At 66.0% G+C, this 23,113-nt stretch carries 23 protein-coding genes; 12 read left to right on the forward strand and 11 right to left on the reverse strand.

Annotated elements, in window-relative coordinates; translation table 11 throughout:
• Window positions 1-7: 7 nt before the first annotated feature.
• Window positions 8-745 carry a 1-acyl-sn-glycerol-3-phosphate acyltransferase gene (locus tag LZ005_RS03790; RefSeq protein ID WP_237804857.1) on the forward strand — a complete coding sequence of 246 codons (738 nt, stop codon included), beginning with the start codon at window positions 8-10 and terminating at the stop codon, window positions 743-745.
• Here LZ005_RS03790 and LZ005_RS03795 read toward each other — a convergent pair.
• The gene (locus LZ005_RS03795; protein ID WP_237804859.1) at window positions 742-1,593 is read right to left on the reverse strand and encodes a symmetrical bis(5'-nucleosyl)-tetraphosphatase; all 852 of its coding nucleotides are present in this window, start codon (window positions 1,591-1,593) and stop codon (window positions 742-744) included. The genes LZ005_RS03790 and LZ005_RS03795 overlap by 4 nt on opposite strands.
• Before the next feature lie 92 nt (window positions 1,594-1,685).
• Between LZ005_RS03795 and rfbB the strand changes: the two genes are divergently transcribed.
• The 10 genes from rfbB to LZ005_RS03845 all read left to right on the forward strand — a co-directional run bounded on the left by rfbB (window position 1,686) and on the right by LZ005_RS03845 (window position 11,727).
• Window positions 1,686-2,756 (forward strand): dTDP-glucose 4,6-dehydratase, encoded by a 1,071-nt coding sequence (gene rfbB / locus LZ005_RS03800; protein WP_237804861.1) that lies wholly within the window; start codon window positions 1,686-1,688, stop codon window positions 2,754-2,756.
• Window positions 2,753-3,643: a glucose-1-phosphate thymidylyltransferase RfbA gene (rfbA, locus tag LZ005_RS03805; RefSeq protein WP_237804863.1), complete on the forward strand. Its 891-nt coding sequence runs from the start codon at window positions 2,753-2,755 to the stop codon at window positions 3,641-3,643. Before rfbB ends, rfbA begins: the two co-directional genes overlap by 4 nt.
• Window positions 3,643-4,188: a dTDP-4-dehydrorhamnose 3,5-epimerase gene (gene rfbC / locus LZ005_RS03810; protein WP_237804865.1), complete on the forward strand. Its 546-nt coding sequence runs from the start codon at window positions 3,643-3,645 to the stop codon at window positions 4,186-4,188. The genes rfbA and rfbC overlap by 1 nt, the downstream gene beginning before the upstream one ends.
• A complete protein-coding gene (rfbD, locus tag LZ005_RS03815) occupies window positions 4,185-5,045 on the forward strand; it encodes a dTDP-4-dehydrorhamnose reductase (RefSeq protein ID WP_237804867.1) in 861 nt (286 codons plus the stop codon). The genes rfbC and rfbD overlap by 4 nt, the downstream gene beginning before the upstream one ends.
• Before the next feature lie 43 nt (window positions 5,046-5,088).
• Window positions 5,089-6,192, forward strand: a complete 1,104-nt coding sequence (locus tag LZ005_RS03820) for a glycosyltransferase (protein WP_237804869.1) — start codon at window positions 5,089-5,091, stop codon at window positions 6,190-6,192.
• 42 nt (window positions 6,193-6,234) lie between these two features.
• On the forward strand, window positions 6,235-6,540 hold the full coding sequence (locus tag LZ005_RS03825) for an H-NS family nucleoid-associated regulatory protein (protein ID WP_237804871.1): 306 nt from the start codon (window positions 6,235-6,237) through the stop codon (window positions 6,538-6,540).
• 67 nt (window positions 6,541-6,607) lie between these two features.
• Window positions 6,608-7,990: a phosphomannomutase/phosphoglucomutase gene (locus tag LZ005_RS03830; protein ID WP_237804873.1), complete on the forward strand. Its 1,383-nt coding sequence runs from the start codon at window positions 6,608-6,610 to the stop codon at window positions 7,988-7,990.
• A gap of 10 nt (window positions 7,991-8,000) precedes the next feature.
• On the forward strand, window positions 8,001-8,972 hold the full coding sequence (gene waaC / locus LZ005_RS03835) for a lipopolysaccharide heptosyltransferase I (protein ID WP_237804875.1): 972 nt from the start codon (window positions 8,001-8,003) through the stop codon (window positions 8,970-8,972).
• A complete protein-coding gene (gene waaA / locus LZ005_RS03840; protein ID WP_373889297.1) occupies window positions 8,969-10,249 on the forward strand; it encodes a lipid IV(A) 3-deoxy-D-manno-octulosonic acid transferase in 1,281 nt (426 codons plus the stop codon). Before waaC ends, waaA begins: the two co-directional genes overlap by 4 nt.
• A gap of 65 nt (window positions 10,250-10,314) precedes the next feature.
• Window positions 10,315-11,727, forward strand: coding sequence for a M20/M25/M40 family metallo-hydrolase (locus LZ005_RS03845; protein WP_237804877.1), 1,413 nt, complete (start codon window positions 10,315-10,317; stop codon window positions 11,725-11,727).
• A gap of 16 nt (window positions 11,728-11,743) precedes the next feature.
• Here LZ005_RS03845 and LZ005_RS03850 read toward each other — a convergent pair whose 3' ends face one another.
• From LZ005_RS03850 to miaB, 10 genes are all read right to left on the reverse strand, one after another.
• Window positions 11,744-12,640: a YgjP-like metallopeptidase domain-containing protein gene (locus LZ005_RS03850; protein ID WP_237804879.1), complete on the reverse strand. Its 897-nt coding sequence runs from the start codon at window positions 12,638-12,640 to the stop codon at window positions 11,744-11,746.
• A gap of 47 nt (window positions 12,641-12,687) precedes the next feature.
• On the reverse strand, window positions 12,688-13,389 hold the full coding sequence (locus LZ005_RS03855; RefSeq protein ID WP_237805522.1) for a 1-acyl-sn-glycerol-3-phosphate acyltransferase: 702 nt from the start codon (window positions 13,387-13,389) through the stop codon (window positions 12,688-12,690).
• Between the two features lie 41 nt (window positions 13,390-13,430).
• Window positions 13,431-13,973 (reverse strand): D-glycero-beta-D-manno-heptose 1,7-bisphosphate 7-phosphatase, encoded by a 543-nt coding sequence (gmhB, locus tag LZ005_RS03860; protein WP_237804881.1) that lies wholly within the window; start codon window positions 13,971-13,973, stop codon window positions 13,431-13,433.
• A gap of 16 nt (window positions 13,974-13,989) precedes the next feature.
• Window positions 13,990-16,074, reverse strand: coding sequence for a glycine--tRNA ligase subunit beta (glyS, locus tag LZ005_RS03865; RefSeq protein ID WP_237804883.1), 2,085 nt, complete (start codon window positions 16,072-16,074; stop codon window positions 13,990-13,992).
• A gap of 13 nt (window positions 16,075-16,087) precedes the next feature.
• Window positions 16,088-16,987, reverse strand: a complete 900-nt coding sequence (gene glyQ, locus LZ005_RS03870) for a glycine--tRNA ligase subunit alpha (RefSeq protein WP_237804885.1) — start codon at window positions 16,985-16,987, stop codon at window positions 16,088-16,090.
• 66 nt (window positions 16,988-17,053) lie between these two features.
• Complete coding sequence (gene lnt / locus LZ005_RS03875) at window positions 17,054-18,595, reverse strand: apolipoprotein N-acyltransferase (RefSeq protein ID WP_237804887.1); 1,542 nt, start codon at window positions 18,593-18,595, stop codon at window positions 17,054-17,056.
• Window positions 18,595-19,482, reverse strand: a complete 888-nt coding sequence (locus tag LZ005_RS03880) for an HlyC/CorC family transporter (protein ID WP_237804889.1) — start codon at window positions 19,480-19,482, stop codon at window positions 18,595-18,597. The genes lnt and LZ005_RS03880 overlap by 1 nt, the downstream gene beginning before the upstream one ends.
• A 73-nt stretch (window positions 19,483-19,555) precedes the next feature.
• Window positions 19,556-20,017, reverse strand: coding sequence for an rRNA maturation RNase YbeY (ybeY, locus tag LZ005_RS03885; protein WP_237804891.1), 462 nt, complete (start codon window positions 20,015-20,017; stop codon window positions 19,556-19,558).
• Window positions 20,001-21,029 carry a PhoH family protein gene (locus LZ005_RS03890; protein ID WP_237804893.1) on the reverse strand — a complete coding sequence of 343 codons (1,029 nt, stop codon included), beginning with the start codon at window positions 21,027-21,029 and terminating at the stop codon, window positions 20,001-20,003. Before LZ005_RS03890 ends, ybeY begins: the two co-directional genes overlap by 17 nt.
• Complete coding sequence (gene miaB, locus LZ005_RS03895; protein WP_237804895.1) at window positions 21,026-22,387, reverse strand: tRNA (N6-isopentenyl adenosine(37)-C2)-methylthiotransferase MiaB; 1,362 nt, start codon at window positions 22,385-22,387, stop codon at window positions 21,026-21,028. Before miaB ends, LZ005_RS03890 begins: the two co-directional genes overlap by 4 nt.
• A 144-nt stretch (window positions 22,388-22,531) precedes the next feature.
• On the opposite strand from miaB, the gene LZ005_RS03900 reads away from it, so the two are divergent.
• The gene (locus LZ005_RS03900) at window positions 22,532-23,110 is read left to right on the forward strand and encodes a hypothetical protein (protein ID WP_237804897.1); all 579 of its coding nucleotides are present in this window, start codon (window positions 22,532-22,534) and stop codon (window positions 23,108-23,110) included.
• Window positions 23,111-23,113 lie beyond the last annotated feature (3 nt).

The raw sequence follows: 23,113 nt of genomic DNA on the forward strand, positions 1-23,113 counted from the left end.
CCGGTCCTTGCGATTCGCTTGGCGCCTTGCGCGCGTTCTGTTCCACCTCGGCGCCGGCTTGCTGCGTCTGGCGCTGGGTTTTCCCTTCATGAGCGAGACGGAGCGGCGCGCGCGCATTCAGCGCTGGTCGCGCCAACTGGTCGGCATCTGCGGCATCGAGGTGGTGGCCATGCCCGGCCCGGCGGCGCTGGAGCGCGCGCTGGTGGTGGCGAACCACATCTCGTGGATCGACATCTTCGTCATCAACAGCCTGTATCCGTGCCGCTTTGTGGCTAAGTCCGAAATCCGCGCCTGGCCGGTGGTCGGCTGGCTGGTGGCGAAGGCCGGCACGGTGTTCATCGCCCGCGGCAACCGGCGCGATCTGCGCCACATCTTCAAGGGCCTGGTCGAACGCCTGCAGGCCGGTGAGCGCGTGGCCTTCTTCCCGGAAGGGACGACGGCCGCTCAGGGCCAGATCCTGCCGTTTCACGCCAATCTGTTTGAAGCAGCGATCGACGCGCAGGCGCCGCTGCAGCCGTATGCGCTGCGCTATCTGGAGCGCGACGGGCGCCTGGCCGACAGCGTCAACTTCATCGGCGACACCACCTTTGTCGGCAGCCTGCTGATGATCCTGCGCGGCCCGCCGCTGCGCGCCGAGCTGCATTGCCTGGCGCCGCTGAGCGCCGCCGGCGCGCACCGGCGCGAGCTGGCCCAGGCGGCGCATGATGCCGTGCGCGCGGCCCTGCAGCTGCGCGAAGCGGCTTAAGCGCTCTTGGACCGGATGGCCTGATATTCGGGGCAGGGCACCTGCACCAGGCGGCGTTCGGGCAGGGCCACTGCGGTCAGCTGGCCGCCCCAGACGCAGCCGCTGTCGATGCCGATGGCGTCGGGCCGCAGCAGCAGGCCGAGGGCCGACCAGTGGCCGAACACCACCGGTGTGCCGGCGCTGGCGCGCGTGCCGATCTCGAACCAGGGCAGCAGGCCGGAACCGGGCGGCGCCACCGCACTCTCCTTGAGCGCGAAATCCATCTCGCCATCGGCTGTGCAGAAGCGCAGGCGCGTCAGCGCATTGACGATGCAGCGCAGGCGCGCCGTACCGCGCAGGCCATCATCCCAGCGCGCCGGTTCATTGCCGTACATGTCGGCCAGGAAGTCCCTGTAGTCGGGGCCGCGCAGCACGTTCTCCACTTCGCGCGCCAGTTCGATCGTGCGTGCCACGCTCCACTGCGGCGGCACGCCGGCATGCACGAACAGGTGGCCGGCTTCGTGCCGGGCGAGCGGGCGGCGGCGCAGCCAGTCCATCAGGGCCGCACAGTCGGGCGCCGCCGGCAGCTCGTCGAGCGTGTCGTGGCGCGAGCGCGGCTGGGCGCCGCTGGCCACCGCCAGCAGGTGCAGGTCGTGGTTGCCGAGCAGGGCGTCGACGCGCCCGTCGCTGGCCTGTTCCAGCGCCATCACGTGGCGCAGCGTGGCCAAGGAGGCCGGTCCGCGGTTGACCAGGTCGCCGACGAAGAGCACGCGCGCGTCGGCAGGCAGCTGCTCCAGCAGCAGGCGCGCCTCGTCAAGACAGCCTTGCAGATCACCGATGGCGTAGAGATTTGTTGTGGTAAATGCCATAATTGTGGCTATTTTACGTGGGAATTGTCCGCTTGCCTGGGCGGGTCCATCCTTTACAATCCACACTGTGCTCTACAGCCCAAGGAAGGTTCATGATTTTCGTTACTGGCGGCGCCGGCTTCATCGGCTCAAACTTCGTGCTCGACTGGCTGGCCCAGTCGCAGGAACCCGTACTCAACTACGACAAGCTGACCTATGCGGGCAATCTGAAGAATCTGGCCGCGCTCGACGGCGATGCGCGCCATCTGTTTGTGCGCGGCGATATCTGCGACAAGGACAAGGTCCTGGCCCTGCTGCGCCAGCACCGTCCGCGCGCCATCGTCCACTTTGCGGCCGAAAGCCATGTCGACCGCTCGATCCTCGGGCCCGGCGCCTTCATCGAGACCAATGTCAACGGCACCTTCAGCCTGCTGGAAGCGGCGCGCGCCTATTGGGGTGAGCTCGATGCCGAGGCCAAGGCGGCCTTCCGCTTCCTGCATGTGTCGACCGATGAGGTGTACGGCACGCTCGGCCCCGAAGATCCGCCGTTCTCGGAAACGACGGCCTATGCGCCGAACAGCCCTTACTCGGCCTCGAAGGCGGCGTCGGACCATCTGGTGCGTGCCTACCACCACACCTATGGTCTGCCGGTGCTGACGACCAACTGCTCGAACAACTACGGCCCCTACCATTTCCCCGAAAAGCTGATCCCGCTGATCATCTCAAACGCGCTCGCCGGCAAGCCGCTGCCGATCTACGGCGATGGCCAGCAGGTGCGCGATTGGCTGTATGTGAGCGACCACTGCGCGGCCATCCGCCGGGTGCTGGACGCCGGCCGGCCGGGCGAAACCTACAACGTCGGCGGCTGGAATGAAATGGCCAACCTCGACGTGGTCCATATCCTGTGCGACATGCTCGACCGCGCCCGGCCCAAGGCGGCCGGCAGCTACCGCGACCAGATCACCTTCGTGCAGGACCGCCCCGGCCACGACCGCCGCTACGCGATCGACGCACGCAAGCTCGAACGCGAACTCGGCTGGAAGCCGGCCGAAACCTTTGAATCGGGCATTGCCAAGACGGTGGACTGGTATCTGACGCATCAGGCCTGGGTCGACGATGTGCGCTCGGGCGCCTACCTGACCTGGATGGAACAGAATTACGCGCACCGTGAGGGGAACGCATGAGTGTCAATCGCAAGGGCATCATTCTGGCCGGCGGCTCCGGCACGCGTCTGTATCCGATCACCCAGGCCGTATCGAAGCAGCTGCTGCCGATCTACGACAAGCCGATGATCTATTACCCGCTCAGCACCCTGATGCTGTCCGGGATCCGCGACATCCTCATCATCTCCACCCCGCAGGACACGCCGCGCTTTCGCGAGCTGCTCGGCGATGGGGCGCAATGGGGGCTCTCGCTCAGCTATGCGGTCCAGCCCTCGCCCGACGGTCTGGCCCAGGCCTTCATCATCGGCCGTGAATTCGTCGGCAATCATCCCTCGGCCCTGATCCTCGGCGATAACATCTTCTACGGCCACGGCCTGCATCAGCAATTGACGGCCGCGAATGCGCGGACCGCGGGCGCGACCGTGTTTGCCTACCATGTGATGGATCCCGAGCGCTACGGTGTGGTGGAATTCGATCAGGACAAGCGCGCCGTTTCGATTGAGGAAAAGCCCAAGCAGCCGAAATCGAATTACGCTGTCACGGGCCTGTATTTCTACGATCAGCAGGTCTGCGATATCGCGGCGGCGATCAAACCCTCGGCGCGCGGCGAGCTCGAAATTACGGACGTCAACCGCTGCTATCTCGAACAGAACCAGCTGTCGGTCGAATTGATGGGGCGCGGCATGGCCTGGCTCGATACCGGCACCCATGAGTCCCTGCTCGAAGCCTCGCAATTCATTGCGACGATTGAAAAACGCCAGGGCCTGAAAGTGGCCGTGCCGGAGGAGATTGCCTATTACAACGGCTATATCGATGCCGAACAGGTGGCCCGCCTGGCGGAACCGCTGAAAAAGAACGGCTACGGCCAGTATCTGCTGCAAATCCTTGAAGAGAAATTCGTGCGCTGATGAAGATTACGCCTACCGCCCTGCCCGAAGTGCTGCTGATCGAACCCCAGGTGTTCGGTGATGACCGCGGCTTCTTTTTCGAAAGCTATAACGAACGCAAGTTCCGCGATTTGACGGGCCTGCAGCTGGAATTCGTGCAGGATAACCACTCGAAATCGGCGAAGAATGTCCTGCGCGGCATTCACTATCAGATTCAGCAGGCCCAGGGCAAACTGGTGCGCTGTACGGCCGGCAGCGTGTTCGATGTGGCGGTCGACCTGCGCAAATCCTCGCCCCGGTTCGGGCAATGGGTCGGTGTGGAATTGTCGGGCGAGAATAAGCGCCAACTGTGGGTGCCGCCCGGCTTTGGCCACGGCTTCGTGGTCACCAGCGACAGCGCCGAATTCCTGTATAAAACCACCGATTACTGGGCGCCTGAATTCGAGCGCTCCGTGCTGTGGAATGATCCGACCCTGAATATCGCCTGGCCGATCGACGGCCAGCCGCTGCTGTCGAAAAAGGATGTCGAAGGCAAGCGCCTGGACGAGGCGGAGCTGTTCGCATGAAGATTCTGTTGACGGGGGTGAGCGGCCAGGTCGGTTATGAGCTCGAGCGCAGTCTGCAGGGCCTGGGCCAGGTGCTGGCGCTGGACCGCGGCCAGTGCGATCTGGCCCGTCCCGACCAGGTGGCCGAGGTGGTGCGGCGCGTGCGCCCGGACTGGATCGTCAATCCGGCCGCCTATACCGCCGTCGACAAGGCCGAGTCCGAGCGCGATCTGGCCTTTACCATCAATGCCGACTCGGTTGGCGTGCTGGCGCGCGAGGCCAAGGCCATCGGCGCCACGCTCGTCCATTATTCGACCGACTATGTGTTCGATGGCACGAAGCAGGGCGCCTATGTCGAAGATGACGCGACCAATCCACTGAACGTCTACGGCGCCTCGAAACTGGCGGGCGAGCAGGCCATTGCGGCCAGCGGCGTGCCGCATCTGATTTTCCGCACGAGCTGGGTGTATGGCCGGCGTGGCAAGAACTTCCTGCTGACCATGCAGCGCCTGGGCCGCGAAAAGGACCGCCTGCGCGTGGTGGCCGACCAGCATGGCGCGCCGACCTGGTCGCGCACGATTGCCGACACCACCGCCCATGTCCTGGCCCAGGCACGCGCCGCCGGTCCCCTGTGGTGGGAACGCCACAGTGGCATTTATCATTTGAGCGCACGCGGGCAAACCACCTGGTGCGATTTCACGCGCGCGATTTTCGAGGAATCCGGCATTAGTTGCCAGGTGGATCCAATTGCCACCGCCGATTATCCGACCCCGGCGCACCGTCCGGCCAACTCGGTCATGGATGCCAGTAAATTGACGAGCAGTCTCTGCGAGTTACCAAATTGGCGATTAGCTTTACACTTGTGTGTAAAAGACTAATGACCGTTCCGGTACAATCGCACATTCCCAAGCGATTGCACCCATGGTTTCTTTCTTCGTCAGCTTCCTGACGTCAGCGCTGCTGACCCTGCTCATTATCAAGCACGACCGCCTGCAGCGGCCGGCGCTCGACAGTGATTTCGGCGGGGTGCAGAAAGTCCATGTGCATGATGTGGCGCGCCTCGGCGGGCTGCCCATCTTCCTGGCCATCCTCGTCGGCGCCCTCGTAGGCAGCTGGCGCGTCCCTGGCCTGGGCCTGTGGTTCGGCCCTTTGCTGGCCTGCTCGGTGCCGGCCTTCGGCGGCGGTCTGGTCGAGGATTTCACCGGTCGCGTCAGTGCCAGCCGGCGTCTGCTCTTGACCATGCTGGCCGCGGCCGTGGCCTGGTACTGGCTCGATGCGCGCCTGTTGCGCCTCGATCTGCCCGGCGTGGCGCTCGATATGTCGTTCTGGTGGCTCAGCCTGCCCATTACCGTGCTGGCCGTGGCCGGCATTGCGAATGCCGTCAATATCATCGATGGTTTCAATGGTCTGGCCAGCATGGTCTGCATTTGCATGCTGATATCACTCGCCTATGTGGCGGCCCAGGTCGGCGACGTCTTCATTCTGGTGGCCGCCCTGAGTGTGGCCGGCGCGACTGCCGGTTTTCTCATTTGGAATTATCCGGCCGGTTTGATTTTCCTGGGCGATGGCGGCGCTTATCTGATCGGCTTTCTGCTCGGCGAATTGGCCTTATGCCTGGTCATGCGGCATGCGGAAATTTCAACTTGGTACGCCGTCCTGCTGCTGCTGTATCCGGCTTTCGAAACCCTGTTTTCCGTCTATCGCCGCCTGTTTATTAAAGGCCGATCGCCGGCCGTGCCGGACGGAATTCATTTGCATGGTCTGATTTTCCGCCGCATCGTCCAATGGGCCGTGGGGCCGCGCGATGCCAAGAATCTGCTGCGTCAGAATTCGCTGACCTCGCCGTATTTGTGGCTGCTTTCTGGAATGGCCGTTTTGCCCGCCACAATTTTCTGGCGCTCGACGCCGATATTGATTGGCTTTTCCGCCCTATTCGTCATCAGCTATGTGTGGCTGTATGGGCGCATTGTCAGATTCAAGTCACCGAAATGGTTGATGCTCCGCAAACGCGATAAAACGCGCTAGCGAATTGGCTATAGTGAGCAATCAGCCACAGGGAGGATTGCCATGAATCTGCAACAACTGTCTCTGAATGAATTGCGCGCCATGCAGGAAGCGGTCGGCGCGGAAATGCAACGCCGTGAGCGTCAGGAAAAGGAAAAGGCGCGCGAGCAAATTCTGGCCATTGCCAATAGCGTCGGTCTGCCTTTGAAAGAGTTGATTGAACAGGGCAAGAAACTGAAAGCCGGCGGACCGATTCGTTACCGCCATCCGGAAAATGCGGAGCAGCAATGGACCGGGCGCGGGCGCCAGCCGCGCTGGGTCAAGGACTGGATCGCCCACGGCCGCCCGATGGAGGCGCTGCGCGTCTAGGCGGCCCAGTCGCGCTTGGGCGGCGGGTCGTTTACAATGCGGGATAGTTCCGTATTCCTGCACACCTATGCTTGCCCTGTCTCCCTCGATTTTCAAAGCCTACGATATCCGTGGTGTCATCGACACCACCCTGAACGCTGGTATTGCGCGTCTGATCGGCCGTGCCTTCGGCCGCGCCGCCCTGGCCAAGGGCGAGACCGAGGTGGTGATCGGGCGCGATGGCCGGCTGTCCGGCCCGGCCCTGATCACGGCCCTGGCCGATGGCCTGCAGTCGGTCGGCGTGCATGTGGTCGACCTCGGCGTGGTCGCCACCCCGATGGTGTATTTCGGCACCCACGTGCTCGGTCCCAAGTCGGGCATCATGGTCACCGGCAGCCACAATCCGCCCAACTACAATGGCTTCAAGATGGTGCTGGCCGGTGAGGCGATTCACGGCGAGGCCATTCAGAGCCTGTACCGCGCCTGCGCGGCCGACGACCAGGCCGTGGCGGCCACGCCGGGCAGCTACCGCCAGCACGATATCGCGCCGGCCTATCTGGAGCGCGTGGTCGGCGACGTCAAACTGGCGCGCCCGATCAAGATCGCCGTCGATTGCGGCAATGGCGTCGCCGGCGCGTTTGCCCCGGCCCTGTTCCGCGCCATGGGGGCGGAGGTCATCGAATTGTTCTGCGAAGTCGATGGCAACTTCCCCAACCACCATCCGGATCCGGCCCACCCTGAAAACCTGCAGGACCTGATCCGCTGCCTGCGCGAGACCGACGCCGAAATCGGCCTGGCCTTCGATGGCGACGGCGACCGCCTCGGCATCGTCACCAAGGACGGCCAGATCATCTATCCGGACCGCCAGATGATGTTGTTCGCCAAGGACGTCCTGAGCCGCCACGAGAATGGCCTGATCCTGTACGACGTCAAGTGCACGCGCCACCTCGCGCCCTGGATCGCCAAGCACGGCGGCCAGCCGCTGATGTGGAAGACCGGGCACTCGCTGGTCAAGGCCAAGCTGAAGGAAACCGGCGCCCCGCTGGGCGGCGAAATGAGCGGTCATATCTTCTTCAAGGACCGCTGGTACGGCTTCGACGACGGCCTGTATTCGGGCGCGCGCATGCTCGAAATCCTGACCCGCGAGGCCGATCCCTCGGCCCTGCTGAACGCGCTGCCGATGTCGGACTCCACGCCCGAACTGCACCTGCATCTGGACGAGGGCGAGAACCATGCGCTGATCGCGCGCCTGCACGCCGAAGCCGACTTCCCCGGCTCCGATCAGGTGATCACCATCGACGGCCTGCGCGTCGAGTATCCGGACGGTTTCGGTCTGGCGCGCTCCTCGAACACCACGCCGGTGGTGGTGCTGCGTTTCGAGGCCGAGACGGCCGAAGCTCTGGACCGCATCCAGGGCGAGTTCAAACGCGTGATCACGGCCATCAAGCCGGACGCCGCACTGCCGTTCTGAGGGCTGCCGCTTGGACATCCTGCTGGTGCGCGTGTCCTCCCTCGGGGACGTGCTGCACAATCTACCGATGGTGGCCGACCTGCTGCGCCATCAGCCGGATGCCCGGATCGACTGGGTGGTCGAAGAAGCCTTCGTCAGCCTGGTGCGGCGCCACCCGCAGGTGCGCGAGGTCATTCCGTTTGCGCTGCGGCGCTGGCGCAAGAGCCTCGGCAGCCCGGCCACACGGGCTGAAATCAAGGCCTTCTGGCAGCGCCTGCGCGCGCGCCAGTACGATATCGCTTTCGATACCCAGGGCCTGCTGAAGACGGGCCTGATCCTCGGTGCCGCGCGCGCGCGCCGCAAGGTCGGCCTGGGCAATGGCAGCGAGGGCTCGGGCTATGAGGGCATTTCGCGTATTTTCCACACCGAGAGCGTGAAGCTCGATCCGCGCACCCACGCGGTGGCGCGCGGACGTCTGGTCGCCGCCCATGCGCTCGGCTACACGCTCGACACCCCGCCCGACTTCGGCCTGCGCCCGGCCGACGCGCTGCCGCGCCCGGACTGGATGCCGCTGCGCGACTACGCCGTGTTCTTCCACGGGACGGCGCGGCGCGCCAAGCAGTGGCCGATCGCCAACTGGATCGAGATCGGGCGCCAGCTGGCGCCGATGCCGGTGCTGCTGCCCTGGGGTTCGGAGCAGGAGCGCCAGGACGCCGAGGCCATCGCCGCGGGCCTCAAGCACGCGCGCATGCTGCCACGCCTGTCGATGGACGAGGCGATCGCCTTGGCCCAGCATGCGGCCATGGTGATCGGCGTCGACACCGGCCTGACCCACATCGCCGCCGCGTATCTGCGCCCGACCATCGAGCTGTATTGCGACTCGCCACGCTGGAAGACCGAGGGCGACTGGTCGAGCCGGATCATCAACCTGGGCGACCGCGGCGACCCGCCCGAAGTGGCCGAAGTGATGGACGCCGTGCGCAAGCTCGAGGACATTCTGTGAACCGGCTGCTGTATTCGGCCGCCTGGTGGCTCGGCATGCCGCTCGTGCTTGGACGCCTGTGGTGGCGCGGACGCCGCGAGCCCGGCTACCGCGCCCACCTGGGCGAGCGCTTCAGCTTCTACCCGGCCGCCGCGCCGCGCGAGCGGATCTGGGTGCATGCCGTCTCGGTCGGCGAAACGCGCGCGGCCGAACCGCTGATCGATGCGCTGCTGGCGGCCCGCCCGCAGGCGCAGATTCTGCTGACCCACATGACCCCGACCGGGCGCGCCACTGGCAAGGCCCTGTTCGGACGCCACGGCGAGCGCGTGCTGCAGGCCTATCTGCCTTACGACACCGGTCTGATGGCGGCGCGTTTTCTGCGCCACTTCCAGCCGCGCCTGTGCATTCTGATGGAAACCGAAGTCTGGCCGAATCTGGTGGCGGCCTGCCGCCGCGCCGCGGTGCCGGTCGCCCTGGTCAATGCGCGCCTGTCGGCCAAGTCGCTGCGCCAGGGCCTGCGCTACGGTGGCCTGATGCGCGATGCGGCCGGCGCGATCGACCTGGTGGCGGCGCAGACGGCGGCCGACGCCGAGCGCATCGGCCAGCTCGGCGCGCGCCAGATCCACATCACGGGTAGCCTGAAATTCGACGTCCGGGTGCCGCCCGCGGCGCTCGAGACCGGCGCCTGGCTGCGCGCCCAGATCGGCAGCCGTCCCGTCTTCCTGTGCGCCAGCACGCGCGAGGGCGAGGAGGCGCTGATCCTCGACGCCTTCGTGCAGGCTTTGCCGGCGCTGGGCGAGGCCCTGTTGATGATCGTGCCGCGCCACCCGCAGCGCTTCGATGAAGTCGAACGCCTGATCAGCGCGCGCGGCCTGCGCGTGCAGCGCCGTTCGCGCCTGCCGGCCGCGCAGGACGGCGTGCAGGTGCTGCTGGGCGATTCGATGGGCGAAATGTTCGCCTATTACGCGGCGTGCGACTGCGCCTTCATCGGCGGCAGCCTGCTGCCGCTCGGCGGCCAGAACCTGATCGAAGCCTGCGCGCTCGGCAAACCGGTGCTGATTGGCGAGCACACCTTCAATTTCGCCCAGGTGACCGAGGACGCGCTGGCCGCCGGCGCCGCCGTGCGCGTCGATGGCGCGGCCGAGCTGATGGCCCAGGCCGTGCGTCTGGTGCAGGACCACGCGGCGCGCCAGGCCATGGGCGCGGCGGCCCAGGGCTTCGCCAACCAGCATCGCGGCGCCACCGCGCGCACCCTCGATTTGCTCATGCCTTTCCTCGGCGGCGTGCATACAAGCTAAGTGCTTGCAGCATTTTTTGGCGAGCTCTGCTACGCTAAATGTTTTGCCCCCTCCGGAGAACTGCGATGTCCATGAAGTCCACGATCCTCGGCCTTTCCCTGGCCCTGGCTTTCGGCGTTGTGAATGCGGCCGACCCTGTGTTCAGCGATGCCGAACTGAAGGCGGCCGCCAGCCTGCGCGACGCTGCCTTGACCGGTAACCTGAGCTACAAGATCCTCGAATCCCTGACCACCGAAGTCGGCCCGCGCATGGCCGGTTCGCCCGCCGATGCGCGCGCCGTGGCCTGGGGCGTGGCCAAGTTCAAGGAGCTGGGCTTCGACAAGGTGTGGACCGAACCGGTGACCTTCCCGGCCTGGAAGCGCGGCGTCGAAACGGCCGAAATTCTCGCGCCCTTCCCGCAGCCGCTGTCGGTCACCGCGCTTGGCCACTCGGTCGGCACCCCGGCCGGCGGCATCAGCGCCGAGGTGGTGCGCTTCGCCACCCTGAAGGACATGATGGAAGCGCCGGCCGCGGCGCTGAAGGGCAAGATCGCTTTCATCGACCACAAGATGGCCAAGTCCTCCGAATACGGCTACGTGCAGCAGGGGCGCTCGCGCGGGGCCTCGGAGGCCGCCAAGAAGGGCGCGCTGGCGCTGGTGATCCGCTCGGTCGGCACCGACAGCCACCGCCTGCCGCATACGGGCGTGATGCGCTATGAAGAAAACGTGGCCCAGATTCCGGCCGCCGCCATTTCGAACCCGGATGCCGATCTGCTCACGCGCATGCTCGCGCGCGGCAAGCCGGTCTCGCTCAAGCTGACCCTGGGCGCGGCCGAAGCGGGCAGCTACACCTCGCAGAATGTGATCGGCGAAATCACCGGCAGCGACAAGCCCGATGAATACGTCGTCATCGGCGGCCACCTCGACTCCTGGGATCTGGGCACCGGCGCCATCGACGACGGCGCCGGCGTCGCCATCACCATGGGCGCGGCCGAATTCATCAAGCGCCAGGGCCTGAAGCCGAAGCGCACGATCCGCGTGGTGCTGTTCGCGAACGAAGAGAACGGCCTGCTCGGCGGCGCCGCCTACGCCAAGGCGCATGAAGCGGAAGTGGCCAAGATCCAGGCCGCGGCCGAAGCCGATTCGGGCCAGGGGCCGGCCATCAAGTTCGCCTCCTTCGTGGCGCCCGAGGCCCTGCCGCTGGTGAAGCAGATGTACAGCGTGCTGGCGCCGCTCGGCCTGGCCGCCGGCGAGAACGACGCCAACCCGGGTCCGGACATGGGCGCCCTCAAGGCGCTCGGCGTGGCCAGCTTCGGCATCGGCCTCGATAACAGCGACTACTTCAATCTGCACCACACGCCGGACGACACCTTCGACAAGATCGAGCCGAAGCGCATCAACCAGACGGCGGCCACCTATGCGGCCTTTGCCTGGATGGCGGCGAATGCGCCGATCAGCTTCGGTTCCGGCAGTGCGGCGCTGAAGAAGGGCGCCAAGTAAGCCCGAAGGCCGCCCGTCAGAACACGGGCGGCATCTCCTGCGCGCGCTGGCGCAAGGCGGCGCGCGCGCCTTCGTAATCCGGATAGATCGATTCCACCGCGGCCCAGAAGCGCGGGCTGTGGTTCATCTCGAGCAGGTGCGCCAGCTCGTGCGCCACCACATAGTCGATCAGCGACAGCGGGTGGTGGATCAGCTTCCAGTTCAGGCGGATATGGCCGTGCGCCGTGCACGAGCCCCAGCGCGTGCCGGCCGAGGTCAGTGCGAAGGCGCGGTACTGCACGCCCAGGCGCGCCGCATAGTGGTCGAGGCGCTGGCCGAACAGGGCGCGCGCTTCCTCCACAAACCACAGACGCACGCGTTCCTTGAGCTGCCACTCGGCCAGGCCGGGCGCCACGCCGATCGTCAGCAGGCCTTCCTCGCGTGCGAAATGGCAGCGGCTCTTGGGCGCGTGCTCGAGGCGCAGCGTGATGTGGTCGCCGAGGAAGGGCAGGCGCGCGCCATCGACCCATTCGAGCTTGCCGTGGCGGGCGCGCGCAGCCTGGCGCGCCTGGCGCTCGCCCAGCTTATCGAGAATCCAGCGCTGCTTGCTGCGCAGGGCCTGGTCGATGTCGGCCAGGCTGACGCGGCGCGGCGCCGTCACGCGCAGGCCGTCGTCGTCGATGGTGAAGCCGATCGTGCGGCGCTTGGAGCGCTGCAGCAGGTAGTCGACCTGCTGGCCGGCCAGGAGCACGCTGCGCAGCGGCGCCGCCGGCGTGGCATCGGGCTCGGGATCGGGCGGGGAGGGCTGCACGCGCGGCGGCGCGGAAAAGACCGGGGCCGGTGCGGCCGGTTCGGCGCTGGAAGGCTCCAGCGCCGCGAAGAAGTCCTGGGCAAACAATTCGAGCTGTTGACCGTAGCTCTTGGATGCTGTCATTGGCGGCTGCTGTGGTGCTAGGGCGCGCATCCGGTCGCCCAGCCCATTCAGCCAGCGCTGTAGACGTGGGGCGAAATGACGCGCATTTCTGACTCGATCCAATTCTCTACCTCTTGCATCAGACTGTCCGGCGTGTGGCCGGCGGGTGCGATGGGTTTGCCAATGGATACCGTGATCGTGCCGGGGTGGCGCAGGAAGCTGTTGCGTGGCCAGCACTCGCCAGAGTTTAACGCAATCGGCACCACCGGTGTGTTGGTCTCCAGCGCCAGGCGCGTACCGCCCGTTTTGTAGCGTCCCTTTTTACCAACGGGGATGCGCGTCCCTTCCGGGAACATGATGATCCACTGGCCGTCGGCCAGGCGCTTGCGCCCGATTTTCACCACCTGGGCAAAGGCGTCCTTGCCGCGCGCGCGGTCGATCGGGATCATGCGCAGCAGGGCCAGGCCCCAGCCGAAGAAGGGCAGCCAGAGCAGGGCGCGCTTGAACACGTAGACGAGCGGGCGCGGTGTCATCTGCAGCAGGAAGATCGTCTCCCAGGCCGACTGGTGCTTGGACAGCACGATGGCCGGGCCGTCGGGGAAGTTCTCGTAGCCGCGCACTTCGTAGTTGATGCCGCACAGGACCTTGGCGGCCCAGACGACGAACACGTTCCAGCGGGCCGTCACCCAGTAGCGCTTGGCGTAAGGCAGCGGCGCCACCAGCAGGCAGACCCAGATCCAGATGACGGTGGCCAGCACCATCAACACCATCAGCAGCAGCGAGCGCACGAACAGCAAGGGCTTGTCTCCGATCAGTTGGGGTTCTTCAGGAACTGCTGCACCATGGCCGCCAGATCGGGGAAGATCTGGGTGCCGGGCGGCAGGCCGCCGGTGTGGGCGGTCTTCTCGCCCTTGCCGGTCAGGACCAGGTAGGGCAGGCAGCCGACCACGAAGCCGGCCTGCAGGTCGCGCAGCGAATCGCCGACCGTCGGCACGCCCTTCAGGCTGACGCCATAGCGCTTGGCGATTTCCTCATACATGCCGGCCTTTGGCTTGCGGCAGTCGCAGTTGTCGACCGCCGCGTGCGGGCAGAAAAACACCGCCTCGATGGTGGCGCCGACCTGCTGCGCCAGATCGTGCATCTTGCGGTGGATGGCGTTGAGCGTGTCCATGTCGAACAGCTGGCGCGCGATGCCGCTCTGGTTGGAGGCCACCACCACGCGGTAGCCGGCCTGGTTGAGGCGCGCGATCGCTTCCAGCGAACCGGGAATCGGAATCCACTCGCCCGGGTTCTTGATGAAGTCCGGCGAGTCGTGGTTGATCACGCCATCGCGGTCGAGAATGATCAGCTTCATGCGCGCCCCGTCCATCTCAGGCAGCCAGCTTGGAGATGTCGGCCACGCGGTTCATCATGCCGTGCAGCTCGGACAACAGGGCCAGGCGGTTGTTGCGCAGGGCCGGGTCCTCGGCGTTGACCATGACGTCGTTGAAGAAGGCGTCCACGGTCTCGCGCAGCGCGGCCAGGGTCTTCAGCGTGCCGCTGTAGTCGCCGGCCGCAAACGCGGCGTCGACCGCGGGCTTGACGGCTGTGACCTGGGCCGCCAGGGCCTGTTCGGCGGGGTCGGTCAGCAGCGACGGCGAGACGCTGGCGCCGGTGAACTCGCTCTTCTTCAGGATATTCGTGATGCGCTTGTTGGCGGCGGCCAGGGCGGCCGCTTCGGCCAGATTGGCAAAGGCCTGCACTGCTTCCAGGCGCGGCACGATGTCGTCCAGGCGGTCCGGATTCAGGGCCAGCACGGCTTCGACTTCGTTCTGGGCGAAGCCGCGCTCGCGCAGGATGCCGCGCAGGCGATCGAGCATGAAGCCGCTGACCTCGGCGCGCGGATCGGCAAAGCCGGGCTGATTGGCGAACACCGCGCAGGCATCGTCCAGCAGGCCGGAGATGGTCAGCGGCAGGCGCTTTTCGAGCAGCATGCGCAGCACGCCGAGCGCGTGGCGGCGCAGCGCGAACGGGTCCTTGTCGCCGGTCGGCTGCAGGCCGATGGCCCAGATGCCGACCAGGGTTTCGAGCTTGTCGGCCAGGGCCACCACCAGACCGGTCCGGGTGGCGGGCAGGGCGTCGCCGGCAAAGCGCGGCTGGTAGTGCTCGGAGGCGGCCAGGGCCACTTCCTCGGGCTCGCCGTCGTGGCGCGCATAGTAGGTGCCCATGATGCCCTGCAGCTCGGGGAACTCGCCGACCATGTCGGTCAGCAGGTCGGCCTTGGCCAGCAGGGCGCCGCGTTCGGCCAGGGCCACGTCGTAGCCGAGGCGGGCGGCGATGCGCGCGGCCAGGGCCTGCACACGCTCGGTGCGCGCGGCCTGGGTGCCGAGCTTATTGTGATAGACCACATTGGCCAGCAGCGGCAGGCGCGCGGCCAGGGTCTTCTTCTTGTCCTGCTCGAAGAAGAACTTGGCGTCGGACAGGCGCGGGCGCACCACGCGCTCATTGCCGCCGATGATGTGCTGCGGGTCGGCCGTCTCGAGATTGGAGACGATCAGGAAGCGGTGGCGCAGCTTGCCGTGGGCATCCGTCAGCGCGAAGTACTTCTGATTGGTCTGCATCGTCAGGATCAGGCATTCCTGCGGCACGGCCAGGTATTCCTGTTCGAAGTGGCACTCGTACACGACCGGCCATTCGACCAGGGCGCTGACTTCATCGAGCAGGGACTCGGGCATCAGCACCTTGTCGTGGCCGGCCTTGGCCAGCAGCTGGGCGCGGATCTTCTCCTTGCGCGCATCGATATTGGCGATCACCTTGCCTTCGGCTTCCAGCGTGCCGGCATAGCGCTCGGCGTGGGTGATGGCCACTTCGCCCTTGGACAGGAAGCGGTGGCCGAGGGTCACCACACCGGCCGCCAGGCCGAGCGCCGTGACCGGCACCACCATGTCGCCATGCAGGGCCACCAGCTTGTGGGCCGGGCGCACGAACTGCACGGTGGCGCCGTCCGGGCGCTGGTAGGACATCAGCTTCGGAATCGGCAGCTTGGCCAGGGCTTCGTCGAGCGCGGCCTGGAGGCCGGCCGCCAGCGCCACACCGGGCGCCTGGTAGGAATAGAAGAAGGCTTCGGCCTTGCCGTCCTGGGCCCGTTCGAGCTGATCGAGCGTCACATCGGGGAAGCCGAGGGCCGCCAGTTTTTTCGCCAGCGGTGCGGTCGGCTGGCCGTTCGCGTCCAGCGCCACCGACACCGGCAGCACTTTTTCGCGTATCCGCTTGTCGGGCGAGACCGAACGCACATGGCTGATGCTCACGGCCAGACGGCGCGGGGTCGCATACGGCGTCACATGGGCGGCGGGTTCGAGGAAGTCGCGCGCCTGCAGGCCCTGGGCGATGGCGCCGGCAAAGGCCGCGCCCAGTTTGGCCAGGGCTTTCGGCGGCAGTTCTTCGGTAAACAGTTCAACGAGGAGAGTCTGGTTCATGGTGAGTCTCGGTTCAGGCCTTGGGCAGCATCGGGAAGCCCAGCTTCTCGCGCGAATCGTAGTAGGCTTGGGCGACCATGCGCGACAGGGCGCGCACGCGGCCGATGTAGGCGGCGCGCTCGGTGACCGAGATGGCGCCGCGGGCGTCGAGCATATTGAAGCTGTGCGAGGCCTTCATGATCTGCTCATAGGCCGGCAGGGTCAGCTCCAGGCCGATCAGGCGCTTGGCTTCCGCTTCGTGGTTGGCGAACTGCTGGAACAGCAGCTCGGTGTTGGCATGCTCGAAGTTATAGGTCGACTGCTCGACCTCGTTCTGGTGGAACACATCGCCATAGCGCAGCGTCTTTTTCACGCCGCCTTCTTCCCACTCGGTCCAGACCAGGTCGTAGACGTTCTCGACGCCCTGCAGATACATGGCCAGGCGCTCGAGGCCGTAGGTGATTTCGCCGAGCACGGGTTTGCAGTCGAGACCGCCAACTTGCTGGAAATAGGTGAACTGCGTCACTTCCATGCCGTTGAGCCAGACTTCCCAGCCCAGGCCCCAGGCGCCCAGGGTCGGGCTTTCCCAGTCGTCTTCGACAAAGCGCACATCGTTCTGCTTCAGGTCCAGGCCCAGGGCTTCGAGCGAGCCCAGGTACAGGTCGAGGATGTTTTCCGGCGCCGGCTTGAGCACCACCTGGTACTGGTAGTAGTGCTGCATGCGGTTCGGATTTTCGCCATAGCGGCCGTCCTTCGGGCGGCGCGAGGGCTGGACATAGGCGGCGCGCCAGGGTTCAGGGCCGATCGCACGCAGGAAGGTGCCGGTGTGGAAGGTACCGGCGCCCACTTCCATGTCATAGGGCTGGAGCAGGGCGCAGCCGTGCTTGTCCCAGTAAGATTGGAGCGTCAGGATCAGTTGTTGGAAGGTGAGCATCGCGCGTAGGGAAAAGTTTCGCAAAACAGCCAATTTTAGCGGAAAGTCCGCTGAGATTGCGGAAATTCAGGCGCGCCGCTGGCGTCCGATCAGGACGGCGGCGCCCACTGCCAGCAGGCAGAGCAGCAGCACGCCGGCATTGCCGACGCGCACATACGGGGTCAGGCCCTGCCGGCCCTGGACCGTGCCGCTCAGGGTGCCGCGCTGGTAAAACGGCAGCATCTGGCGCACCTGGCCGTCGGCGTCGATGATGGCGGTGGCGCCGTTATTGGTGGCGCGCAGCACCGGCCGCCCGGTTTCGAGCGCGCGCATCTGCGACAGCTGCAGGTGCTGGGGAATCGCCACGCTCTCGCCATACCAGGCCATATTCGACACATTCAGCAGGATCGTGGCCGGGGCCGCGCTGGCGCGCAGATTGGCCGCGATCTCCTCGCCGAACAGGTCTTCGTAGCAGATATTCGGCAGCACGCGCTGGTCGCGCACGGCCATGGCCGGCTGGACCGGACCGCCGGGCGTGAAGTCGCCCAGGGGAATGCGCATCAGCTCGGTGAACCAGCGAAAGCCGGGCGGAATGAATTCGCCGAAGGGCACCAGGTGGCGCTTGTCGTAGCGGTAGCTGCCGCCTTCGGGCGCAAAGCCGAGCACGCTGTTGGCATAGCGGCTCGGGCTGTCGGCCAGGGGAATCCCAAACAGCAGCGCGCTGCGGCTGTCGCGCGCATACGCGGCCAGGCTGTCCAGATAGCCGGGCGGCAGCTGTTGCGGGAACAGCACGATCGCCGTTTCCGGCGCCGCCACCAGGTCGGCCGGCTGGCGCGTCAGCAGGTCGCGGTAGAGCAGCAGGGCGCTGTCGATGCGGGCGGCGTCGAATTTCTCGCTCTGGGCGATATTGCCCTGGTTCAAGCGTACGCTGATGGCGTTGCCGCTCGGGCTGGTCCAGGCGATCTGGCCGAAGCCGACGGCGGCCGCGGCCACGGCCGCCAGCGCGCCGATCCCGGCCCAGCGCTGGCGCTGGATCAGCATGACGAGGGCGCCGCCGCACAGGGCCGTGGCCCAGCCGAGGCCGTAGACACCGAACACGGGCGCCAGGCTGGCCAGCGGACTGGTGGTGTGGACATAGCCGCTGCTGACCCAGGGAATGCCGGTGAAGAGCCAGCCGCGCACCCATTCGCCCAGGCTCCAGCAGGCCGGCAGCACGGCCAGGAAGAACCAGGCAATGCCGATCGCAAAGCGCTGCCGCAGCCAGCTGGCGGCGGCCATGGCGGCGCTGAAGAACAGGCCCATGTAGCAGCCGAGCAGCACGACGGCCACGGCCGCCAGCAGCCAGGGCAGATTGCCGAAGCGGTGCATGGCCACATGCAGCCAGTGCATGCCGGCCACCGACCAGCCGAGCCCGAAGGCCCAGCCGATCCAGGCGGCGCGCCGCGGCGCGGGCACCAGGCCGACCTGGTAGAACAGGAAGCCGATGCTGGCGATGGCCAGCCACCAGTTGCCAAACGGGGCGAAGGCAAACACCGACGCCGCGCCGGCCGCCATGGCCAGGCCCATCGCGCGCAGCAGGGGGCGCGGGCCCTGATGCTCGGCCGCCGAGCGCAGGAAAGGCTGGCGCATCAGTCGTGCACGGCCTCTTCGTCGGCCGGTGGCAGTTTCTCCACCAGCAGGACGTGGGCCTGGCGCGCGTCGGCGCGCAGCACTTCGAAGCGCAGGGCGCCGAGCGTGAACTGCTCGCCCTTGTGCGGCACCCGGCCCAGGTGATTGGCCACCAGGCCGCCGATGGTGTCGACGTCCTCGTCGGACAGGCTGGCGCCGATGGCCTCGTTGAACTGGCTGATCTCGGTCAGCGCGCGCACGCGCCAGCGCGGGCCGAACTGGCCCTCCTTGACCGAGATGATGTTGTCCTCTTCCTCGTCGAAGTCGTATTCGTCCTCGATGTCGCCGACGATCTGTTCGAGCACGTCCTCGATCGTGATCAGGCCGGCCACGCCGCTGTATTCATCGACCACGATGGCCATGTGGTTGTGGTTGGCGCGGAAGTCGCGCAGCAGCACGTTCAGGCGCTTGGACTCGGGGATGAACACGGCCGGACGCAGCATGTCGCGCACGTCGAAGCTGTCCTGGTCGGCGTAGTAGCGCAGCAGGTCCTTGGCCAGCAGGATGCCGACCACCTTGTCGCGGTTGCCTTCGATGGCGGGAAAGCGCGAGTGCGCCGTTTCCAGCACGATCGGCAGCCATTGCTCGATCGGCTTGCTGATGTCGATCACGTCCATCTGCGAGCGCGGCACCATGATGTCGCGCGCCGACAGGTCGGACACCTGGAACACGCCTTCGATCATCGACAGCGCATCGGCATCGAGCAGATTGCGTTCGTGGGCGTCGTGCAGGATGTCGAGCAGTTCGGCGCGGTTTTCCGGCTCGGGAGAAATAAGGGCGGTCAGCCGCTCCAGCAGGGAGCGGTGAGGTTTGGCATCCGGACGGATGTCACTAGGGTGCTCGGGCATAGTTGGCGTGAAGCCGTTGTTGCGAAGCGCCTAGGATACCACGAGCGGCGCCCGTGGCAGCCGTTTCGGGCGTTCAGGCATAGGGATCGGCAAAGCCCAGGCCGGCCAGAATCTCGGTCTCGAGGGCTTCCATTTCATTGGCTTCGTCCTCGTCCATGTGGTCGTAGCCCTGGGCATGCAGAACCCCGTGCACGACCAGATGGGCCGCATGCTCCTCGAGCGTCTTGCCCTGTTCCTTGGCCTCGGTTTCGAGCACATCGCTGCACAGGATGATGTCGGCCCGGGTCGGCTCGTCGTCCGCGATGTCCTCGCCCTCGTTGTAGGCGAAGGTCAGCACATTGGTCGCATAGTCCTTGCCGCGGTAGGCCTGGTTCAGGGCGCGCCCCTCGGCCGCGTCGACGAAGCGGATGGTCAGCTCGGCCGGTGCGAACAGGGCGGCCTGCACCCAGCGGCGCAGGCGCGGGCGCGGCAGAGCGGCGGCCAGGCGCTCGTCGGCGAATTGGACGGATAAGCTCAGCTTATTTTTTTCGGACATGTTTAGCCTCGCTAATGGGCTTGGGCAGGGGCAGCTCGGCTGCCTTGTCATAGGCGTCGACGATGCGCGCCACCAGCGGATGGCGCACCACGTCGGCGCTGGAGAACTGGGTGAAGCCGATCCCGCGCACGCCGCGCAGCACATGCAGGGCGTCGACCAGGCCGGACTTCTGGGTCTTGTGCAGGTCGACCTGGGTGACGTCGCCCGTGACCACGGCTTTCGAGCCGAAGCCGATGCGGGTCAGGAACATCTTCATCTGCTCGACCGTCGTGTTCTGGGCCTCGTCCAGAATCACGAAGGCGTGGTTGAGCGTGCGCCCGCGCATGTAGGCGAGCGGGGCGATTTCGATCACCTGCTTTTCGAACATCTTCTGCGTGCGGTCGAAGCCGAGCAGATCGTAGAGGGCGTCGTAAAGGGGGCGCAGATAGGGATCGACCTTCTGGTTGAGGTCGCCCGGCAGGAAGCCCAGGCGCTCGCCGGCCTCGACAGCCGGACGGGTCAGGATGATGCGTTTCACGGCATCGCGCTCGAGCGCGTCGACGGCGCAGGCCACGGCCAGATAGGTCTTGCCAGTGCCGGCCGGACCGACCCCGAAACTGATGTCGTGCTCGAGGATGGACTTCAGATAGCCGATCTGGTGCGGGGTGCGCCCGCGCAGATCGCTGCGGCGCGTCTTCAGCACTGGGCTCGTCATGTCGAGCTCGGCCGCGTCCTCGACCGGCGCGTGTTCGAGCGCCGGCTGCAGGCCCGAGCGCTGCTCGACCAGGGCCAGCTGGACTTCCTCGATCGGCACCACTTTGTTGGCGACGGCGTAGAAGCGCTCGAGAATCTTGACGGCGCGCTCGGCGTTGTCGCCGCTGACGATGAATTTCTCGCCGCGCCGGAAGATGGTCACGTCGAGGGCGGCCGAGATCTGGCGCAGGTTTTCATCGAGCGGCCCGCACAGGTGCGCCAGGCGCGTGTTGTCGAGCGGCTCGGGAATGAAGTAATGGGGCTGGACGGGTTTTTTCAACTTGCTTGCGCCACGCTGTCGCTGCGCGGGACGATTTCACCGCGCAAGGTGTAGTCGTGGCTTTCCGTGATGTGAACGTCGATGAAGTGGCCAGTCAGCTGCTGGCCGTGGGCGCCGCCTTCGAAGTTGACGACGCGGTTCGATTCGGTACGCCCCTGCAGTTCGGTGCCGCCGCGCTTGGACGGGCCTTCGACCAGGATGCGCTGCACGCTGCCGACCATGGCCTGGCCGTTGCGGCGCGTGTTCTCGTCGAGCAGGGCCTGCAGGCGGGCCAGGCGCGCCTGCTTGACGTCGCGCGGGGTGTCGTCGTGCAGATTGGCGGCCGGCGTGCCCGGGCGCTTGCTGAAGATGAAGCTGAAGCTGTTTTCAAAGCCCACGTCCTGGACCAGCTTCATCATGGCCTCGAAATCCTCCTCGGTCTCGCCGGGGAAGCCGACGATGAAGTCGGACGAGATGGCGATGTCGGGCCGCACGGCGCGGATGCGGCGGATGATCGACTTGTATTCGAGCGCCGTGTAGCCGCGCTTCATGGCGGCCAGAATCTTGTCCGAACCATGCTGGACCGGCAGATACAGGTGGTTCACCAGTTGCGGGATGCGCGCATAGCAGTCGATCAGGCGCTGGCTGAATTCCTTCGGGTGGCTGGTCACGAAACGGATCCGCTCGATGCCCGGAATGGCGGCAACGTACTCGATCAACAGCGCAAAATCGGCGATCTCGCCGTCTTCCATCTTGCCGCGGTAGGCATTGACGTTCTGCCCGAGGAGCGTGATTTCCTTCACGCCCTGGGCGGTCAGGCCGGCCACCTCGGCCAGCACGTCCTCGAAGCCGCGCGAGACTTCCTCGCCGCGCGTGTAGGGCACGACGCAGTAGGAGCAGTATTTGGAACAGCCTTCCATGATCGACACATAGGCCGTGGCGCCTTCGACGCGGGCGGGCGGCAGGTGGTCGAATTTCTCGATTTCGGGGAAGGAGATGTCGACCTGGGCCGTGCCCGAGGCACGCCGCAGTTCGATCATCTTGGGCAGGCGGTGGATGGTCTGCGGACCGAACACCACGTCGACGAAGGGGGCGCGCTTGACGATGGCCGCGCCCTCCTGCGAGGCGACGCAGCCGCCGACGCCGATGATCAGGTTGGGATTGGTTTTCTTCAATTCCTTCAGGCGGCCGAGGTCGGAAAACACCTTTTCCTGGGCTTTTTCGCGCACCGAGCAGGTGTTCAGCAGGATCAGGTCGGCATCATCGGGCGTGTCGGTACGCACCAGGCCGTCGGTGGCGTTCATCAGGTCGGCCATTTTGTCCGAGTCGTACTCGTTCATCTGGCACCCGAAGGTCTTGATAAAAACTTTCTTCTGCATGGGGAGGGCGGTATTGCGGGAGGACGATAGTGTAGCCTATTTTGCGCTTTCTGCTCTGATGTTTGCTTTTTTGACATTGATTTGTCCAGAAAGTAAGCTACGTTGATATTGGCGAAATGCGCCAAGGAAAAATTGGAGACCTTCATGGCAGGAAATCTCGCGTCCATCGCGATCACCGGGGCCAGTGCCGGCAACCAGGCGCTCACGCGCGCGGGGTCGGAACGCAAGGCCGACAAGGCCATCATCGACATCGCCAAGGCCCTCAAGGAGTCGAATACCGTGGCCGCCCAGAAAGCCGTGCAGGACCTGCGCGGGGCGGTGCCGACCCAGAACGCCGCGACCGAAACCAGCGATGCCGTCAAAGCCCTCGACCAGGCCCTGAAATCGAATGACCTGCAGAAGGCCGCCGAGGCGTTTGCCAATTTGCAGCAGGCGCGCCAGCGCGCCCAGGGCAATGCCGCGCGCAATCCGGCCTCGGCCCAGCCCCAGGTGGGCGGCGCCACCGTGCAGCGGCGCGCCGACCGGCCCGAGGCTTCGGGCACGAGCAGCCCGGCCCCGCGCAGCAGCGACGACACGCGCGTCAAGCAGCAGGCGGCCAATGATGCAGCGGCCGCCGACGCGGCCCAGAAAGCTTTCCTGACGCGCCAGGAACTGGCGGCCAAGGCGGCCGACCAGCGCAAGGAACCGAGCGAAAAAGGTCAGCGCATCAACGTCACGGCCTGAGCC

Origin of the sequence: Massilia sp. TS11 (genome assembly GCF_022012445.1) — a bacterium.
GTDB lineage: Bacteria > Pseudomonadota > Gammaproteobacteria > Burkholderiales > Burkholderiaceae_D > Telluria.

Coding starts and splice junctions, on each gene's coding strand:
- LZ005_RS03795 (WP_237804859.1), bottom strand. CDS start 1,593: ATGGCATTTACCACAACAAATCTCTACGCCATCGGTGATCTGCAAGGC.
- rfbB (WP_237804861.1), top strand. CDS start 1,686: ATGATTTTCGTTACTGGCGGCGCCGGCTTCATCGGCTCAAACTTCGTG.
- rfbA (WP_237804863.1), top strand. CDS start 2,753: ATGAGTGTCAATCGCAAGGGCATCATTCTGGCCGGCGGCTCCGGCACG.
- rfbC (WP_237804865.1), top strand. CDS start 3,643: ATGAAGATTACGCCTACCGCCCTGCCCGAAGTGCTGCTGATCGAACCC.
- rfbD (WP_237804867.1), top strand. CDS start 4,185: ATGAAGATTCTGTTGACGGGGGTGAGCGGCCAGGTCGGTTATGAGCTC.
- LZ005_RS03820 (WP_237804869.1), top strand. CDS start 5,089: ATGGTTTCTTTCTTCGTCAGCTTCCTGACGTCAGCGCTGCTGACCCTG.
- LZ005_RS03825 (WP_237804871.1), top strand. CDS start 6,235: ATGAATCTGCAACAACTGTCTCTGAATGAATTGCGCGCCATGCAGGAA.
- LZ005_RS03830 (WP_237804873.1), top strand. CDS start 6,608: ATGCTTGCCCTGTCTCCCTCGATTTTCAAAGCCTACGATATCCGTGGT.
- LZ005_RS03845 (WP_237804877.1), top strand. CDS start 10,315: ATGTCCATGAAGTCCACGATCCTCGGCCTTTCCCTGGCCCTGGCTTTC.
- LZ005_RS03850 (WP_237804879.1), bottom strand. CDS start 12,640: ATGACAGCATCCAAGAGCTACGGTCAACAGCTCGAATTGTTTGCCCAG.
- LZ005_RS03855 (WP_237805522.1), bottom strand. CDS start 13,389: ATGGTGTTGATGGTGCTGGCCACCGTCATCTGGATCTGGGTCTGCCTG.
- gmhB (WP_237804881.1), bottom strand. CDS start 13,973: ATGAAGCTGATCATTCTCGACCGCGATGGCGTGATCAACCACGACTCG.
- glyS (WP_237804883.1), bottom strand. CDS start 16,074: ATGAACCAGACTCTCCTCGTTGAACTGTTTACCGAAGAACTGCCGCCG.
- glyQ (WP_237804885.1), bottom strand. CDS start 16,987: ATGCTCACCTTCCAACAACTGATCCTGACGCTCCAATCTTACTGGGAC.
- lnt (WP_237804887.1), bottom strand. CDS start 18,595: ATGCGCCAGCCTTTCCTGCGCTCGGCGGCCGAGCATCAGGGCCCGCGC.
- LZ005_RS03880 (WP_237804889.1), bottom strand. CDS start 19,482: ATGCCCGAGCACCCTAGTGACATCCGTCCGGATGCCAAACCTCACCGC.
- ybeY (WP_237804891.1), bottom strand. CDS start 20,017: ATGTCCGAAAAAAATAAGCTGAGCTTATCCGTCCAATTCGCCGACGAG.
- miaB (WP_237804895.1), bottom strand. CDS start 22,387: ATGCAGAAGAAAGTTTTTATCAAGACCTTCGGGTGCCAGATGAACGAG.
- LZ005_RS03900 (WP_237804897.1), top strand. CDS start 22,532: ATGGCAGGAAATCTCGCGTCCATCGCGATCACCGGGGCCAGTGCCGGC.